Below are 17,308 nucleotides of genomic sequence, written 5' to 3'. Positions count from 1 at the left end.
AATATTTGATGAATACTGAACAGGAACAGTGGTCATGAAGAAAAATTTATACTATATTCGATAAAAAATAATAAATGAAAAAGTTTTATTCTGTTGTTTTTCTGTTGATTACCATGGCTGTATTCGGACAGATCAATTATACAATTTCTCCTGATCCGTTCAACGAAACAGATGCGATCACACTTACTGTTCCCGGGGATCAGATTGATGAGTCTGCGTGGGGCGTTTCCAACAACGCCATTTATATCTGGACATGGTCGTTTGACACCAATTATCAGAACAGTCAGGATTGCCCTACCAATGGCAGCTGGAACAATTCCAATGATCTGAATAAGCTGAATTATAATGCAGCTACAGATAGTTATTCACTCACTTTTACACCAACTTCTTTTTATGGAAGAACAGGAATCGGAAGATTTGGGTTTTTATTAAAAGATAAGACGGGATCGCACCAGACTTCACCCGATATTTTTGTAAACGTAGGGACTTTAAACTTAACGCTTACAAATCCATTGGCGAACAGCCTTACTTCAGTTCCAGTGGGAAATTCCATTACCATTACGGCAACAACAAGTACCAATGCTACATTTCAGCTAAAAGCCAACGGAACTGTTGTCAATTCAACCACAACGCCTTCACAGTCTTATTCTTACGGTTATACGGTTACTCAGGATGCAAATATGGAACTTGTGGCGACACAGGGAACCAATTCCAAAACGGCTGCATTCATTGTACAGGTTCCGAGAAATGTTGTTTCCCAGGCAATACCCAACTGGATCAGACAGGGAATCAATTATCATCCGACAGATCCAACCAAGGTGGGATTGGCTTTATATGCTCCGGGAAAAAATTTTGTACACGTCATAGGAAGTTTCAATAACTGGGCGGTGAATGATACCTATTTAATGAAAAAAGACACCACAAATCCCGATCTGTACTGGATTGAGCTCAATGGAATCACGCCTCAGCAACTTTATACCTTCCAATACAGAACCAATGATTTGAGAAAAGTAGCAGACCCTTATTCCCCACAAATTTTATCTTCTTACGATGACCCGTGGATTTCGGCTTCTACCTACCCGAACTTACCAGCATTTCCTGCCGGACAGGGTTTTGAAGTGTCAACATTTAAAACAGGCCAGACCGCTTATAACTGGCAGGTTACCAATTTTCAGAGACCTGCGAAACAGGATCTTATAGTGTATGAATTATTATTGAGAGATTTCACACAGGAAAAGAACTGGCAGTCACTGATCAATAAAATTTCCTATTTAAAGAATTTGAAAATCAATGCTATAGAACTGCTTCCCATCATGGAATTTGACGGAAATCTTTCCTGGGGATATAATACTTCTTTTCATTATGCATTGGACAAAGCCTACGGTACTCCCGAAAAATTCAAAGAATTTGTAGATGTATGTCATCAGAACGGAATTGCAGTCATTCTGGATGTAGCATTTAACCATGCTACAGGACGTTCACCTCTGGTAAGACTCTGGAATATTGATCCGGGTGGTGATGGCTATGGAAATGTTGCAGCCAACAATCCTTACTTTAATCAGGTTCCGAAACATTCATACAATGTATTTAACGATTTTAACCATACCAGCCTTTCAACGCAATATTATGTTGAAAGATGTCTTGAGCAATGGCTGACTGAATATCACATAGATGGTTTCCGCTGGGATTTAACCAAAGGATTTACGCAAAGCTGTTCCGAAAATGATGAAGCCTGTACCAATGCCTACCAGCAGGACAGAGTAGACATCATGAAACATTATGCAGACAGACAATGGGCGATTGATCCCAATTCCTACATGATCTTCGAACACCTTGGAACTGATGCAGAAGAGCAGCAATGGGCGAATTACAGAATAGCAGAAGGAAAAGGCGTTATGCTTTGGAATAAACAGACAGATCCTTACAATCAGAATACGATGGGATATAAGGAAAACAGCAATTACGACCGAATGAACCACAGTCTTCACGGATTTACCAATATGAGTGGCGTAGGCTACGGAGAAAGCCACGATGAAGAAAGACTGATGTTTAAAAACCTTGCATACGGTGCAGCGAACGGAAGTTATGATGTAAAAAACCTGAATACCGCTCTTGAAAGAATGAAAACGTTCGGGGCCACGTTCTTTACTATCCCTGGTCCGAAAATGATCTGGCAGTTTGGAGAATTAGGATATGAATTCAGCATCAACAGATGTGCAAACGGTACGATAGACAGCGGATGCAGAACCGATGAGAAACCTGTTGCATTTACGCTCGGATATGATACTGATCTGAATAGAAAGGCGGTCTACGATACATGGGCTAAAATCATCAACATCAGAAACAGTCATCAGGTCTTTAAATCGAAAACCTATAGTATAGAATCCAACAATCTTACGAACGACCCCAATGGTCTGATCACAAGAATTTATGTATATGATGCCTCTATTACAACAGGAATAAAGAATGTTGTCGTATTGGCCAATTACACGACTTCCGCACAGAATGTAGTGCCTTATTTCCCTTACACAGGTCAATGGCAGAATCTGATGGACAACAGTATTTCAAATGTAGCTTCCACAACAGCTCCAATCACTTTACAACCGGGAGAATTTAGAATCTTTGGTAATTACGCGGGTGCTTTGTCAACAGCAGATGTCAATGCCGCCAACAAATTATCTCTTCAGATTGCAGATAATCCTGTCCGAAATGGAATCGCTAAACTGGTTTTCAATAAAGCAAAAAATGGGGAAATTTCAATTTTTGATATGACCGGTAAAAAACTGGATACTTTCAAACTCGATAAAGAGAGCGGAACTTATAATTTGAAGGTTGATTATCCGGCAGGCACGTATCTTGTGCAGTTGAAATCAGATACAGGAATAGCCATTCAAAAGATGATTATTAAATAAAACAAAAGATTTAGTTGTCTAGACTTATAAAAAATATTTAATATCTTAAAAACCATTAAGAAGGTTTAAGAAATAAAGTATAGTTAAGGTTAATCATTCTGATTTTTAAGTTTCTCTTAATCCTCTTAAACTCTTATTAAATCTTAATGGTTCAAAAATAAAAAGTTTAAACAGGTTCCATACAAAATAAAAGGCAAATTTGCAGATCAGCAGATTTGCTTTTTTTGTAAGTTCAGAAAAATAGTCTACTTTTGCCGTAGATTTATCAAGAAAGGTGGAGGGATTTGGCCCGGTGAAACCTTAGCAACCTGCACAATTCCAGCGTGTAAAGGTGCTAATTCCAACCCTTTGGGAGAGATAATTGAAGTCAATACTCTATATGAATTCCATTTCTTGAAGTCTTGTGTATCTGCGGAAAGATCCGTCAGATTGGTAGTATTAATTGGCAAGAACAAAAATGAAAAAATTAAGCACAGCTGTACTATTGCTTGGGGCAATTCTGGTAGCTGCTCAGGAAAGTGAGGAAAAAGGAAAACAGATCGAAGATATCATCATCGTCGGAAACCGTAATGTTAAAAGAACAAAACTGGAGACGCCGGTTCCTGTAGATGTTATCAATATCGATAAAATCCAGAGAAGCACTCCGCAAATGACCGCTCAGGATCTCCTGAATTATGTGATTCCGTCGTTTAATGCAGTGAGGCAGTCTGCTTCTGATGGCACAGAGCATATTGATCCGGTAACATTAAGAGGAATGGGCCCCGATCAGGTTCTCGTATTGCTTAACGGAAAAAGAAGACATACTACTTCATTGGTCAATTATCAGAATACCGTAGGAAATGGTTCTGTAGGAACAGATTTGAGTACCATTCCCGTAATTGCTATTGATAGAATAGAAGTGTTAAGAGACGGAGCTGCTGCACAATATGGTTCTGATGCTATTGCCGGAGTGATCAACATAATTCTTAAGAAAAATGCCGGAGCTTCAGCAAGCCTTACTTACGGATTAAGTGGAAGAAATGATGGAGATACGTATCAGGCAGGAGTCAACTACGGAGCTTCATTAGGAAAGAAAGACGGTTATATCAATCTTTCCCTGCAATTAAGCCACAGAGGAAAAACCACAAGAACTCAAAATCACGATCTGGATATTTTCGGAGATAATTTTGCGTATGAATTTGCAGGTGACGCTGAAGCGGTAAAAGCAGCCAGAGCTGCGGATGATGCCGAAATTGAAAAAAGAGGGTTGACCCGTGATGATTTCAATTTTCAGATCGGAGATGCCCAGATCAGACAGGGACAGTTGTTTTTCAATTCAGAATATCCCTTTAATGATCATTTTAAACTCTATTCTTTCGGAGGATTCAGTATTAAAGAAGGAGAAGGGTTTGGTTTCAGAAGACTGCCAAGCGAAAAGTCTAATGTGGTTTCATCCATTTATCCGAATGGTTTTCAGGCGGTTCTTGGGTCTCAGGTATATGATGTTTCTTATGCCGTAGGTGCAAAATATAATGTCAATGACTGGCTGTTTGACCTAAGCAATACATTCGGGAGCAATACCTTCAATTATAATGTAAGCAATACCAATAACGCTTCTCTGGGAGCAAAATCACCAACAAGTTTTTATGCAGGCGCCCATAGTTTCCTTCAGAATACTGTAAATCTTGATGTTTCAAAAAATATAAACCGTTTCAATATTGCTTTCGGGGGAGAATTCAGGTCTGAACAATACCAGATCAAAGCCGGGGATGAGGCTTCCTATACCCAATATGACATCAATGGAAATGTTGCCACTGAAGGATCAACAGTGCTTGGTGCAGGTGGTTCTCAGTCCTTTATCGGATTTTCTCCCAACAACGCCTTGAAGAAAGGCAGGCATTCCACCGCAGTATATGCAGATGTTTCCTATGATTTGGATAAAAAACTGAATATTGATGCTGCTGCCAGGTTTGAAAATTATTCAGATTTCGGAAACACCTTGAATGGAAAACTCGCGGTACGATATGAGTTTGTAAAAAACTATGCGGTAAGAGCCGCTGTTGGGACAGGATTCAGGGCTCCTTCACTTCAGCAGCAGTATTTTAATAATTCCTATGCAGATATTTCTACTTCCGGTTCAAAGATTGTTACCAAAGGAATATTCAGCAACGATAGTGAAGCTGCCAGAATTCTTGGATTTGATAAGCTCAAGCAGGAAACTTCTGTCAATGCAAGTGCCGGATTGACGTTAAAACCATTAAAAGGACTGTTCATTACAATAGATGGCTATTTTATTAAAGTAAAAGACAGAATAGTTATTACAGGTAATATTACAGATCCAAGATTATCAAATCCTGCTGTAGTTGGGCATGGAAATGAAGTAGAAAGCGGAAGATTCTTCGCCAATGCTATTGATACAGAAACGAAAGGAGTAGATGTAGTGGTTTCCTATGACTGGATTCTTGGGAATGGAAAATTAAATATGAATCTTGCCGGAAACTATACGGAAACAAAAATCACAGATTTTCATTTTCCTGAAAACTTAGGAACGCCTCAGGATCAGTTTTTTGGTCCCGATCAGATCAATATCATTGAAACACTGTCTCCAAAAACAAAAGCTTCATTAGGATTAAATTATGGAATCGGAAAATTCAGTTTTCTCGTAAGAAATACCTATTTTGGTAAGGTAATAAGAGATGGTTATCCGTTTGGAGACGTGCAGGAATTCTCACCAAAAGTAGTGACAGACATCAGCGTTGGGTATGATATCACCAAAAGTATCAATTTTACAGTAGGGGCCAACAATATATTTGATGTCTTTCCGGACCGCCAGATTTATAAAAATTCATATTATGGAGTATTCAAATATGCGCCTGTGCAGATGGGAACGCTGGGGAATTATTTCTTCGGAAGGCTTAATTTTAATTTTTAATCATTAAATGAGTACTGCCTCACATAAGATTGGCTGGAAAACAGCCGCAGCCATCGTCGTTTCCAATATGATCGGAACCGGGATTTTTACCACCCTGGGATTTCAGCTTTCCGATATTACCAACACCTACAGTATTTTCCTGCTATGGAGCATCGGAGGGGTTCTCGCTTTGTTTGGGGCATTTTGCTACGCAGAATTAGGTTCCCATTTTAAAGGAAACGGAGGCGATTTTATTTATCTTAAAGAAACCTATCATCCGATTTTCGGATATCTCATAAGCTGGATTTCGCTCATCATAGGATTTTCCTCTCCCGTAGCGCTGGCTGCTTTGGCTATGTCAAAATACCTTTCTGTATTTGATTATAGCTTTGGAAACGGATTTGCCATAGCCGCGATATTCCTGGTGGCAATTGCATTATCATTCAGCCTGAAAACATCCAGCAGGTTTCACAACTTTTTTACATTCATTAAGATCGCTTTTATTATTGTACTGGTTATTCTTGGAGTAGGAATTTCAAATTCACCCCAGATCGGCAACAGCCTTAATTTCAGTGACAGCTGGCAGAATGAGATCATGCTTCCTGCCTTTGCAACCTCTCTGGTATTTGTGACCTATTCATACACTGGCTGGAATTCAGCTTCCTATATTGCGGGAGAAATAAAGGATGTGAAGAAAAACCTTCCTAAATCATTGATTATAGGAACTGTTTTTGTGACGGTGAGCTATATTCTGGTGAATTATATTATGCTGAAACACGCTCCAGTGAATCAGCTGGCAGGAAAAGAAGATGTGATGGGCGAAGCAGCAGTCAATATGCTTGGAACAGCTTTTGGAAAAATTGTTAATATTTTTATAGCCCTGCAGCTGATTGCAACCATAAGCGGATATTTGTGGGTTGGCTCAAGACTGACACAGGCTTTTGCAAAACATACACACATCTGGAAACCTTTATCATCTGGAAATACAAAAGGAATTCCGGTAAGAGCTATTTTTGCCCATGCTGTGATTGCTGCTATTATTATTTTAACGGGAAGCTTTAAAGAAATTTTTGTTTATACAGCTTTTATACTACAGCTTTTTGCCAGTCTTGCGATTTCGACGGTTTTCTTTCTGAAGAAAAAAGACAGAAAGATTTTTAAGTCGAATACTTTCCATATTTTTCCGGCAGTTTTTCTTTTGTTCAGTATCTATATCCTCTATTTTACATTCATTCATAATCCTAAGGAAAGCTTGATAGGATTGGGAATTATCGCTGTAGGAATTATTTTATATCTTATAGACAGAAGACTTTCTAAAGGATCTCAAACTTAGTTTTGATGATTCAGAAAGGGAATAAACAGATTGGCAAATCTACCTTTTTGTGGTTTTGTATCCTTTATCCCTAATGCTCAAAAATTTATGATGATTTGGAATTTTAATTTTGAATTAATAATCCTTATCTTTGCACCCACAAAATTTCTACAATGTCTAAATCATTAATTCCAAAATTAGAAGCTATAAAACAAAGATATAATGAGGTTGCAGACCTTATTATACAGCCTGATGTCATTTCAGACCAAAAAAGATATTCTTCTTTGAACAAAGAATATAGTGATTTGGGAAAAATTGTAAGAGTTTATGATCAGTACAAAGGCGCTTTGGATAGTATCGCAGAATCTGAAGAAATCATTGCAGATGGTTCAGACAGAGATCTGGTAGATCTGGCTAAAGAAGAAAAACTGGAAGCCCAGGCTAAACTTCCCGGATTGGAAGAAGAGCTGAAAGTATTGCTGATTCCTAAAGATCCTGCAGATGACAAAAACGTTATCGTGGAACTACGTGCCGGAACCGGAGGTGATGAAGCCGCTATTTTCGTGGAAGATATCTACAGAATGTATACCATGTATTTCAAAACAAAAGGATGGAGACATGAAGTGACAGATTCTAATGAAGCAGCGAAAGGATACAAGGAATTGATCATGAAGGTGGAAGGAGAAGGTGTTTACGGAATCATGAAGTTTGAATCCGGAGTTCACCGTGTACAGCGTGTACCTGAGACAGAATCTCAGGGAAGAGTACACACTTCTGCCATTACGGTTGCAGTTCTTCCGGAAGCTGAAGAAGTAGATTTTGAACTGAATCCTGCAGATATTGAAATGCAGACTTCCCGTTCAGGTGGTGCCGGAGGTCAGAACGTAAACAAGGTTGAAACGAAAGTTCAGCTTACCCACAAACCTTCAGGACTTGTTGTGGTTTGTCAGCAGGCTCGTTCTCAGCTTGCTAACCGTGAGCTGGCGATGGAAATGCTGAGAACAAAACTATACGATATCGAATTACAGAAAGTACAGGGAGATATCGCTGCACAACGTAAATCCATGGTTTCTACCGGTGACCGTTCTGCAAAAATTAAAACGTACAATTATCCACAGGGTAGAGTTACAGATCACAGAATCAACAAGTCTATGTACAATCTTGATGCTTACATGAATGGCGATATTTCTGAAATGATTGATGCCGTAATCATGGCAGAAAATGCAGAAAAGATGAAAGGGGAAGAAGAAAATTACTAAAAAATCGAAATAATTAAAATACAGCCTCTGATTTTTCAGAGGCTTTTTTACATACTAAATACAATTTAAACTATGAAAAATTACAAAATTATTTTCCTGCTATTGCTTTCCGTGATGGGACAACAGCTGATGGCTCAGACAGAAGTGAAGAAACCCAAAGAAGCCTTTGAACTCTTTTTCGGAACTTTTGTGAATAATGATGAAACTGCTTTGAACAAACTTAACGATTATCTAAGACCTACTGTAGAAGGCCAGAATGCGTATCAGGTAGATTTTAAGGAAACTTCAAAAGAAATGATAAATGGCAGCGTTGAGAATTTTCTGGCTGCTTTCCCTAAAGCCACGGCTGCAGCATGCAAAAAAGAGGCGGAAGAGTATTTTATTGCGATGTTTGGGAATTTTAAAACAGGAAAACTGACTGTTAAAAATGTAAAAGTGGTACCGAATGAATATGTTAAGGACGAAAAAATTGCAGAAATAAGTTATTCCGTAAGCTTTCTGGTTCCCTCGAAATTAACTTCCGGACCAAAAGGCGATCTGAGTAAAATAAAAGCAGAAGAACTGAAAAAATATCTGGTTCAGGCAGCTCAGGATTTCAAAAATGCTGATAAAACAGTAACAGCTGATCAGAGTTTTAATCTTTACGAAATGAAAGTAGGAGATAAAATATATTACTGGAACGGAAGCCCGGATGAGATTGTTTCCAACCTTACCGATTTTTATTTTGAAAGCTTCGGAGCCAATGAATAACCGATTATAAAGTATAGAAAGTCCCAATACAACGGGGCTTTTTTTATTTCACATACTTTACGTATTTTTGAGACAAACCGATCAGTATGAATTTTAAGCCTATATTGTTAACAGCTGGAGTATTATTTTCAGCATCTTTTTATTCTCAGAAAATGAATTACCCTAAAGCGTTAAAAGGAAACCAGACAGATACCTATTTTGGAACTGCCGTTTCTGATCCCTTCAGAGATCTGGAAAATGATTCTGAACCTACAAAAAAATGGGTGGATGAAGAAGTTGCTTACAGCCAGAATTACCTTTCTAAGATTCCGTTCAGGGATAAAATTAAAAATCAGTTGAAGGAAATCTGGAACTATGAAAAAATTTCTGCACCTTTCAAAGAAGGAGATTATACCTATTATTATAAAAATGACGGTCTGCAGGCTCAGTCTGTTTTGTATAGAACAAACAACAAGACCAATGCTACAGAAGTCTTTTTAGATCCTAATAAATTTTCAGAAAAGGGAACAACTTCTCTTTCCAACCTGTCGTTCAATAAAAAAGGTAACCTTGCTGCCTACTCTATTTCTGAAGGAGGAAGCGATTGGAACAAGATCATCATCATTGATGCAGTAACCAAAAAACAAATTGATGAAACTTTACTGGATGTGAAATTCAGTGGAATTTCATGGCAGGGAGACGAAGGCTTCTATTATTCAAGCTACGACAAACCGAAAGAAGGAACAGTTCTTTCAGGGATGACTGATAAACATAAAGTATACTTTCACAAGCTGGGAACAAAGCAGTCTGAAGATAAACTGATTTTCGGAGGAGAGAAAACGCCAAGAAGATATTTAAGTGCAGGAGTTTCTGAAGACCAGAGATATCTTATCATTTCTGCAGCTAATGCTACAAATGGTAATGAATTGTACATAAAAGACCTTCAAAAAGGCGGAGATTTTGTGCAGATTATGAACGGATTTGATATCAATGCCAGCATTGTAGACACACAGGGTGATGATCTTTTCATTTTCACAGATAAAGATGCACCGAATATGCGTCTTGTAAAAACAACCATCAGTAACCCGGCTCCGGCAACATGGAAAGATGTCATTCCACAAACAGAAAATGTTTTGGGAATTTCTTCAGGTGGTGGATATTTCTTCGCAACCTATATGATTGATGCTATTGATCAGGTAAAACAGTTTGATAAAACCGGAAAACTGATCAGAGAAATTGCACTTCCCGGCAAAGGAAATATCTCAGGGTTCGGAGGAAAAGAAAAAGAGAAAGATGTTTACTTCTCTTTCAGCAATTATATTACACCGGGAACTACTTATAAATTCAATGTAGACTCAGGAAAATCTGAAATCTATCAAAAACCTAAAGTGAAGTTTAATCCGGATGACTATGTTTCAGAACAGGTATTCTATACTTCAAAAGACGGTACAAAAGTACCTATGATGATCAATTACAAGAAAGGAACTAAACTTAACGGTAAAAACCCTACTATTCTGTATTCTTACGGAGGTTTCAACATCAGCCTGCAGCCATCATTCTCTGTAGTTAATGCCATCTGGATGGAGAATGGCGGTATTTACGCTGTTCCAAATATCCGTGGAGGAGGTGAGTATGGTAAAAAGTGGCACGATGCCGGGACTAAACAGCAGAAGAAAAATGTTTTTGAAGATTTTATCGCTGCCGGAGAATATCTTCAAAGTAAAGGGTATACTTCAAAAGAATACATGGCGCTGTCAGGAAGATCAAACGGAGGATTACTGGTAGGAGCGACAATGACGATGAGGCCTGATCTTGCCCGAGTAGCCTTTCCCGGAGTTGGAGTTCTGGATATGCTGAGGTATAATAAATTTACAGCCGGAGCAGGATGGTCTTATGATTACGGTACTGCAGAAGACAGTAAAGAAATGTTTGAATACCTTAAATCTTATTCTCCGGTACACAATGTAAAAGCAGGAACTTGTTATCCTTCCACAATGATTATCACAAGTGATCACGATGACAGGGTTGTTCCGGCACACTCTTTCAAATTTGGTGCAGAGCTTCAGGAAAAACAGGCATGTAAAAACCCTATTCTCTTAAGAATTGAAAAGAATGCAGGACACGGCGCCGGAAGATCTACAGATCAGGTGATCAGTGAAAATGCAGATCTTATATCATTTGCATTGTTTGAGATGGGAATAAAGAAATAATTTTAAAAAAGTAAAATATTTAAACAAACGGTCGATTTTATTTAAAATTGACTGTTTTTTTTATGTTGTTATGTTTATAATTCTTATTTTTAAGGCGGATATTTAAAGTTTATTAATTCTAAACTAATTAGGTAATTATGAAAAAAAGAATTTTACTGGTTTGTGCATTGGCTGCTGGGCTATCCAGCCTTAATGCGCAGAGGTGGGAACCTGCCTCACAAAGAACATCAGAGATCAGAAAAGAAGTCGAAGTTCAGTATGCTTACAGATTTGATTTACAGTCTCTTAGAAATATTCTGAAAGATGCTGTAGAAACAGGTAAAGGAGCTCAGGCTGTGATCGTATCTCTGCCTACAGCAGAAGGAAAAATTGAAAAATTTGCTGTATATAGTGATCCTGTGATGGAGAAATCCATGGCAGACAGATATCAGCTGGGATCTTATGTAGGAGTAGGGGTTGATGATCCTGGCAAATATGTAAGATTCAGTACTGCACCTACCGAAATGCAGTCGATGATTATCAAAGACGGGAAGTTTCAGTTTATAGAGCCTATTACTGCTGATAAGCAGGTGTATGGTGTTTTCTATAAAACAAAAAGAACAGAGGCAGATCATGGTTTTGAATGTACTACCGAAGAGAAAAATTTCAAAGATATTAAATCATTAGAAGCCTTCGGAAAAAAAAATCTTTCTAATGTAGGAATTACAAGCAGACCGGCAAGTACAAAATTCAGAACTTACAGATTGGCTCTCTCTACTACGGGAGAATATACAAAGAAATTTGATCCGACTGGTGGAGTAACCAATACCGTTACTCAGATGAATGCTACTATAACCCGTGTAAATGGCGTTTTTCAAAAAGATTTTGCAATTAAACTGATTATTCAGGATCTTCCTAACATTATATATACAGATCCTGCAACAGACCCTTATACTGGAAACTTAAACTTACAGCTTCAGCAAACCTTAACAGCTCAAGTAGGGAATGCGAATTATGATATGGGGCATGTATTCAATGCTGCCGGTGGTAACGGAAATGCCGGATCTATCGGATCTACATGTGTAGATCCTGCTACAGCTACTTCATTAGCAAAAGGATCTGCGTTTACACAGAATACCAATCCAACAGGAGATCTTTTTGATATTGATTATGTTGCGCATGAAATGGGACACCAGCTTGGAGGAAACCATACCTTTTCACATGCTACGGAAGGTTCTGGTGTAAATGTTGAGCCGGGTGGAGGAACAACAATTATGGGATATGCCGGAATTACTCAGGACAATGTACAGGCTAATTCGGATGCTTATTTCCATTATTCTTCAATTAATCAGATTCTTAATAGCTTAGACGCCAAGACCACTTGTGGGACATCTGAAAATATTACAAATAATACAGCACCTACTATTGCAGCCCTTACAGCATACACTATTCCAAAGGGTACTCCTTATTACCTGGATGCATCTGCTACCGATGCTGAAGGCGATGCAATAAAATATACCTGGGAGCAATATGACAGTGTCAATAATCTTGCTTCTATTTCCGGAGACAGTGGTTGGGGATACAATGCACAAGGCTCGATTGCAAGATCTTTCTTCGGAACAGCAAGCGGAAGAAGATATTTCCCGAGTTTACCACTTGTAATGGCTGGAAAACTTACTAATAAAGCTACCTGGGAAACAGTTTCCTACATACCGAGAATACTTCACTATGCGGTAACTGCTAGAGATGAAAATGCTTTGAGACCAATGCTTGTATCTTCAGAAACAACCCTTACTGTAGGAAATGACGGACCATTTAAATTTAATGGAATTACTTCTTCGACAACCCTATACAATAATGCATCAAATACAATTACCTGGGATGTTGCCAATACCAATGCCGCACCATATAATGCAAGTAATGTAAAGATTGAGTATACTACAGACCTTGTTAATGGATCTGCATGGACAGAATTAGTGGCTTCCACTCCAAATACAGGAACCTATACAGTACAGATGCCTGCAAATCTGACAGGAGCAATCAAATTAAAAATTTCAGCTATAGGAAACGTATTCTATGCAGTATCTCCACAAGTAACTGTAGGCACAGCCCCTACATCTACTACAGCAGCTCCTACAGGAGTATCTGCTTTAGCTTCTGAAATCTTAAAAACTACAGCAAGATTGTCTTGGAATAACGTGCCTGGAGCTACTTATTCTATTAACTATAGAAAAGTAGGAGAAACAAACTGGCAGAATACAACAAGCTCTGTAAACTCTGTTTTATTAAGTAGTTTAGAGGATGAAACTAATTATGAAGCTCAGGTTGCGGCTGTTGTGAATAGTGTTCCGGGAACATTCTCAGCAAACTATGCATTTAAAACAAAAGGTTTAACTACAGGAGCAGATTATTGTCTGATGAGTACAGGGGGAAATAACCTGAATGCCCCATATTATAGCGGTCTTATTCAGCTTAACCTATCTAATCTTGCCTATTTCTCAGGTAATTTAGCCACTGCAGCAAAAACTTATCTTGATTTCAGTGATGATCCAACGAAAATAATTAATTTAACAAAAGGAACCCAGTATACAGCTTCATTTAGAAATTTAGGGCATGATTTGGGTACATACAGTGACTTCCTTGAAATCTGGATCGATTATAATAGAAATGGAATTTTTGAATCTACAGAAAAAGTAGGATCTCATTCAGCTGTCCCTGTATACAATGCAGCAAACCAGCTTAGCTTCCATGATGGAACAATTACATTTACTGTACCCGCAACTGCATATGCAGGCGATAAATCATTGAGAATGAGAGTTGCAAGTACATTCTTTAATGCAGCCACAGGACCATGTGGTGTTTCATCAGTTCCGGTACAGGGAGGAGGAGTTATTTCTACTGGAGGCTTCAGAGACTTTACTGTAAAAATTGCAGAAACCCTTGCTGTAAATGAAACAAAAGATGTAAAATCAACTGAGATTTCAATCTATCCGAACCCTGCAGATACTTTCGTAGAAGTGAAAAATCTGAAAGGAAAAGCAGATTATAAAATCTATACTGCTGACGGAAGATTAGCTCAGGAAGGTCAGATTGACGGACAAAGAATTAATGTTGCTTCATTAATCAAAGGGATGTATGTGATCACAATAAAAGATGACAAAAATACTTACAATACGAAGCTTATCAAAAAATAAGCACACTATTTATAAATAAGAATGGCCGGACAAATGTCTGGCCTTTTTCTTTTGCTAAAATCAAGAAAAACAGAATGTTAACAGAAGTTTCATGTTTCGTTCAAAAAAATTAACTTTACGGGGACAAAAATAATTGGAATGCGAAAGACAATTTCTGTGAAAAACCCGGATTTTAGTGTATCACCTCAGGAAAGAGAGATTTACAATTTTGAAAAAGACGGCCTTGAACTCAAATCATCCTATGAAAAAAAAGATGTAAAAGATGAATCATTAACGCAGACTTCACCAGGAATTGCTCCCTATCTGAGAGGGCCGTATTCCACCATGTATGTTCAGAAGCCATGGACGATTCGTCAGTATGCCGGGTTTTCCACAGCTGAAGAATCCAATGCTTTTTACAGAAGAAACCTTGCAGCCGGCCAGAAAGGGCTTTCCGTAGCATTTGACCTGGCCACACACAGGGGATATGATTCTGACCATTCAAGGGTGGTGGGAGACGTAGGAAAAGCAGGTGTTGCCATCGACTCTGTAGAAGACATGAAGATTCTTTTCAATGAGATTCCACTGGATCAGATTTCAGTATCCATGACCATGAACGGAGCGGTACTTCCAATTTTGTCTTTCTACATCGTAGCGGCAGAGGAGCAGGGAGTAAAACAGGAGCTGCTTTCAGGAACCATTCAGAATGATATTTTGAAAGAATTCATGGTGAGAAATACGTACATCTATCCGCCGGCACCTTCTATGAAGATCATCGCAGATATTTTTGAATATACCTCGCAAAACATTCCGAAATTCAACTCAATTTCTATTTCCGGATACCATATGCAGGAAGCTGGTGCTACACCCGTACTTGAAATGGCGTACACACTGGCAGACGGCCTTGAATACGTAAGAACAGGAATCAAAGCAGGAATGAATGTAGACGATTTTGCCCCAAGATTATCTTTCTTCTGGGCAATCGGAATGAATCATTTCATGGAAATTGCTAAAATGCGTGCTGCAAGATATATCTGGGCAACCCTTTTAAAACAGTTTAATCCTCAGAACCCGAAATCTCTGGCATTAAGAACCCACTCTCAGACTTCCGGCTGGTCTCTGACAGAGCAGGAACCCTTCAATAATATTACAAGAACAGCTATTGAAGCGTTGTCTTCGGCTTTAGGAGGAACACAGTCTCTCCACACCAATGCACTGGATGAAGCCATTGCACTTCCCACCGATTATTCAGCAAAAATTGCAAGAAATACGCAGATCATTCTTCAGCAGGAAAGCGGAATATGTGATGTGGTAGATCCGATGGGAGGTAGTAACCTGGTGGAAAGCCTTACTCAGCAAATGATTGAAGAAGCGATGAGGTACATTGATGAGGTAGAACAGGAAGGAGGAATGACCAAAGCTATCGAAGCCGGAATTCCAAAAATGAGAATTGAAGAAGCTGCCGCTAAAAAACAGGCTAAGATTGATAGCGGAGAAGAATTCATTATCGGAGTGAATTCATTCAAATCCTCATTGAAACAGGAGCAGATAGAAATCTTAGATATTGATAATACAGAAGTTCGCAGAAAGCAGATCGAAAGACTGAATACCATCAAAGCAGAACGAAATACAGAAGCAGTGGAACAAATCCTTAATGACATCCGTGAAAGCGCAAAAACAGGAAAAGGAAACCTTCTGGCATTATGTATTGAAGCCGCAAGAAGAAGAGTTACCCTTGGCGAAATGAGTGATGCCATGGAAGAATCTTTCGGAAGATATAAAGCAAATATTAAAACAATCTCTGGTGTATACGCAATGAATGCCGGTAAAAATGAATACTTTGAAAAAGCCCTTACCCTGACTCAGAAATTTGAAGAAGAAGAAGGACGACGTCCAAGACTAATGGTAGCCAAAATGGGACAGGATGGCCACGACAGAGGTGCAAAAGTAGTGGCAACCGCATTTGCCGATATGGGATTTGATGTGGATGTGGCTCCCTTATTCCAGACCCCGGAAGAAGTTGCTAAACAGGCTGTGGAGAATGATATTCACATTTTAGGAGTTTCCTCATTGGCAGCAGGACACAAAACACTGGTTCCGCAGGTGGTGGAAGAGTTATCCAAGCTGGGAGCAGATGATATTACCATCGTTGTAGGTGGAGTAATTCCACAACAGGATTATGAATTCTTGTATGCCAACGGTGCCGATTTTATTTTCGGGCCCGGAACCAACCTGCCGAAATGTGCCGTAGAAATTCTGGAAAAATTCCTAAATTAATTATTTGTAGAGAATAACTTGCATGGCTTTTGTATAGTTTAATGAAAAAATTTCATTATGGCTTATACAGTAGTTTCAGTATTTCCGGTGACTGTAGATACAGAGGGAATTAAAAAAGGATTAAAAGAAAAAGGCTTTGACGAAGCAAACATCATTATTTCAAAGTCCAGAGTAGAAAGTGGTATGTCTGTTGATCAGTATCAGGAAGATAAACAGACACAGGATTTTTTTGACTATGTTTTTGCTCACGATGCAGAAATGTTGGACGCTTACCGTAAACACAGTGTAGGCAGAAGCAATGTTATTGTTTATACCGATAATCTTGAACAGGCAAAAGCAGCCAAAGAAGTATTAAATGAATATGGAGCTCTTGAAGTCTACCGAAAACCTTCAGAAAAAAGAGACAGCATTCCGGAGGGTATGACTGAGGATGAATATAATGGTATCATTGCCAAAGCAAGACATAATCTTTACTTTCTCGGATCAGAAAGAGTCTATCATTCCAATCAGGTGAAAGGAATGGATGACGAAATGGATAGTCTGGGTTCAAAAGATTAATTTCACAAT

Annotated in this window: 9 protein-coding genes and 1 riboswitch; all 9 genes read left to right on the top strand. The window is 38.7% G+C overall.

The window, feature by feature from the left end; all coding sequences use genetic code 11:
* Positions 1 to 74: 74 nt before the first annotated feature.
* The 9 genes from AC59HC_RS09995 to AC59HC_RS09955 all read left to right on the top strand — a co-directional run bounded on the left by AC59HC_RS09995 (position 75) and on the right by AC59HC_RS09955 (position 17,299).
* Positions 75 to 2,912: an alpha-amylase family glycosyl hydrolase gene (locus AC59HC_RS09995; protein ID WP_496558517.1), complete on the top strand. Its 2,838-nt coding sequence runs from the start codon at positions 75 to 77 to the stop codon at positions 2,910 to 2,912.
* A 259-nt stretch (positions 2,913 to 3,171) separates the two neighbouring features.
* A riboswitch (SAM riboswitch) is annotated at positions 3,172 to 3,276 on the top strand.
* A gap of 93 nt (positions 3,277 to 3,369) precedes the next feature.
* Positions 3,370 to 5,823, top strand: a complete 2,454-nt coding sequence (locus AC59HC_RS09990; RefSeq protein WP_496558516.1) for a TonB-dependent receptor plug domain-containing protein — start codon at positions 3,370 to 3,372, stop codon at positions 5,821 to 5,823.
* Positions 5,824 to 5,830: 7 nt separating this feature from the next.
* Positions 5,831 to 7,135: an APC family permease gene (locus AC59HC_RS09985; protein ID WP_496558515.1), complete on the top strand. Its 1,305-nt coding sequence runs from the start codon at positions 5,831 to 5,833 to the stop codon at positions 7,133 to 7,135.
* 152 nt (positions 7,136 to 7,287) lie between these two features.
* The gene (gene prfA, locus AC59HC_RS09980) at positions 7,288 to 8,373 is read left to right on the top strand and encodes a peptide chain release factor 1 (RefSeq protein WP_062676053.1); all 1,086 of its coding nucleotides are present in this window, start codon (positions 7,288 to 7,290) and stop codon (positions 8,371 to 8,373) included.
* A gap of 72 nt (positions 8,374 to 8,445) precedes the next feature.
* Positions 8,446 to 9,123 carry a hypothetical protein gene (locus AC59HC_RS09975; protein WP_202840061.1) on the top strand — a complete coding sequence of 226 codons (678 nt, stop codon included), beginning with the start codon at positions 8,446 to 8,448 and terminating at the stop codon, positions 9,121 to 9,123.
* A gap of 86 nt (positions 9,124 to 9,209) precedes the next feature.
* Entirely contained in the window at positions 9,210 to 11,312 is a 2,103-nt protein-coding gene (locus tag AC59HC_RS09970) for a prolyl oligopeptidase family serine peptidase (protein ID WP_202840059.1), read from the top strand.
* Positions 11,313 to 11,449: 137 nt separating this feature from the next.
* Positions 11,450 to 14,485, top strand: coding sequence for a reprolysin-like metallopeptidase (locus AC59HC_RS09965; protein WP_202840057.1), 3,036 nt, complete (start codon positions 11,450 to 11,452; stop codon positions 14,483 to 14,485).
* A 138-nt stretch (positions 14,486 to 14,623) separates the two neighbouring features.
* Positions 14,624 to 16,741, top strand: coding sequence for a methylmalonyl-CoA mutase (scpA, locus tag AC59HC_RS09960; protein WP_202840055.1), 2,118 nt, complete (start codon positions 14,624 to 14,626; stop codon positions 16,739 to 16,741).
* A gap of 57 nt (positions 16,742 to 16,798) precedes the next feature.
* The gene (locus AC59HC_RS09955) at positions 16,799 to 17,299 is read left to right on the top strand and encodes a P-loop NTPase family protein (protein ID WP_395971950.1); all 501 of its coding nucleotides are present in this window, start codon (positions 16,799 to 16,801) and stop codon (positions 17,297 to 17,299) included.
* Positions 17,300 to 17,308 lie beyond the last annotated feature (9 nt).

The organism is Chryseobacterium sp. DZ-32 (assembly GCF_059587025.1).
This window is presented reverse-complemented; position numbering and strand designations above follow the sequence as displayed.